The 1,499-nt window shown below is 68.9% G+C and carries 2 protein-coding genes; both read left to right on the top strand.

The window, feature by feature from the left end; genetic code table 11:
* The first annotated feature begins 116 nt into the window (after positions 1-116).
* Positions 117-1,064 carry a UbiA family prenyltransferase gene (locus tag AB0F91_RS47190; RefSeq protein ID WP_360609064.1) on the top strand — a complete coding sequence of 316 codons (948 nt, stop codon included), beginning with the start codon at positions 117-119 and terminating at the stop codon, positions 1,062-1,064.
* An 88-nt stretch (positions 1,065-1,152) separates the two neighbouring features.
* The coding region (locus AB0F91_RS47185) for a polyprenyl synthetase family protein (protein ID WP_360609062.1) at positions 1,153-1,499 on the top strand (347 nt) is incomplete at its 3' end.

Below are 1,499 nucleotides of genomic sequence, written 5' to 3'. Positions count from 1 at the left end.
CGGGAAGCCGCGCTCGCCGCGCTCGCCGACGCCGAAGGCCATCTTGACGGTGCGGGGTTGGACCCCGGCCAAACGGCTCCGCTGCGCGCCATCGCTGCCACGGTGGTGGATCGCTCATGCTGACCGACGGGACCGCCGGCGCCAACCGTGCGCGGCGCGGCGTCGACAGCGGCACGTCGGGGCTGCGGTCCGTCACTCGCCGCTTCCGCCGTGAGGTGGACCTGACCGTGCGCATGATCGCCGACAACCTGATCGCCGGTCTCCTGCCGCCCATCATGCTTTCGCTTGCCGCCAGTTTCCATACCGGCCTGCCCGCTGCGGAACTCCTGGTTGGCGTTGGGAAAGCGGCCGTGCTGGGGCTGCTGTTCAGCTACGTCACCGACTCGTCGAACCAGGTCCGCTCCGGCGCGGAAGACGCGCTCAACAAGCCGTATCGCCCCATTCCGGCCGGCCTGGTCACCGCGGCAGGCCTCGCACGTCGCTTCTGGGTGGCGATGGCGATCTGCTTCCTGCTCGCCTGGGTCTTCGGCGTGTGGCCGTGGATCCTAATCTGGCAAGTCGTCGTGGTGCTGCAGTATCGCTGGCCTTCTCCTCGGCACTACCTGTGGTGGAAGCCGCTCTCCAACCTCTCGTACCAGGTCGTCGTGCCCGCCTACGGCTGGCGGCTCTCGGCCCCGCTCGACGCCACCGCGTGGACCTGGATCGCGATCTTTTCGGTCTACTTCACCCTCGCCTTCATCTACGAGGACGTTCGCGACATGGACGGCGACCGTGCCGTCGGGCGCCGCACCCCGGCGCTGGTGTTCGGCCCGACCTTCGTGCGCCGCTGGTTCGCCGCCATCATCGTGATGCTGCCCTTCGTGGTCTATTTCGGACTCGCCCGCGTGTCGGGCGCCCAGGACTGGAGAGGCGTGGCCAGCGCCACGGTGCTCGCGATCCTGGCCTGGACCTGCGCCGCCCGGGCACTGCTGCGACACGGTCGTCCCGCCGACCGGCGCACCTTTCAGCTGTACTTCTTGACCTGGGGCCTGACTCTCGCGACCGCGCCGCTGCTGCTGGCGTGAGCCTGACGAGCGAGAACGAAAGGGCCGTGACGCCGCCGATCCATGACCACTGACGAGGCCCAAAACACTGTGGCCGAGGAGGACCACCATGCCTACACCTGCCGTACCGGTCGAATCGGGGCTGTTGCCTTCGCTGGAGAGCGCCCGCTCGATTGTCTGGCCACTGCTTGCGGAGCGGGTTCGTGCGCTGCAGCCGGACCTGGCCCGGGTCTGCCTCTACCACCTCGGTCTCACCGACGGTGGAGGTGGCACGAGCAAGCTGGTACGGGCCGGCCTCATGATGGCGGCCGCAGCCGGCCTGGGCCTTCCGCCGCAGGATGTGGGCACCGAGGCCACCGCAGTCGAGTTGCTGCACAACTCGACCCTTCTCCATGACGACATCATCGATGACGACCGGACCCGCCGTGGGCAGCCGTCCGCGTGGGCGGCGTTCGG

Source organism: Amycolatopsis sp. NPDC023774 (assembly GCF_040639695.1).
Lineage (GTDB): Bacteria > Actinomycetota > Actinomycetes > Mycobacteriales > Pseudonocardiaceae > Amycolatopsis.
Note: the sequence above shows the minus strand (reverse complement) of the source record. Positions and strands in the feature narration are given on the sequence as shown.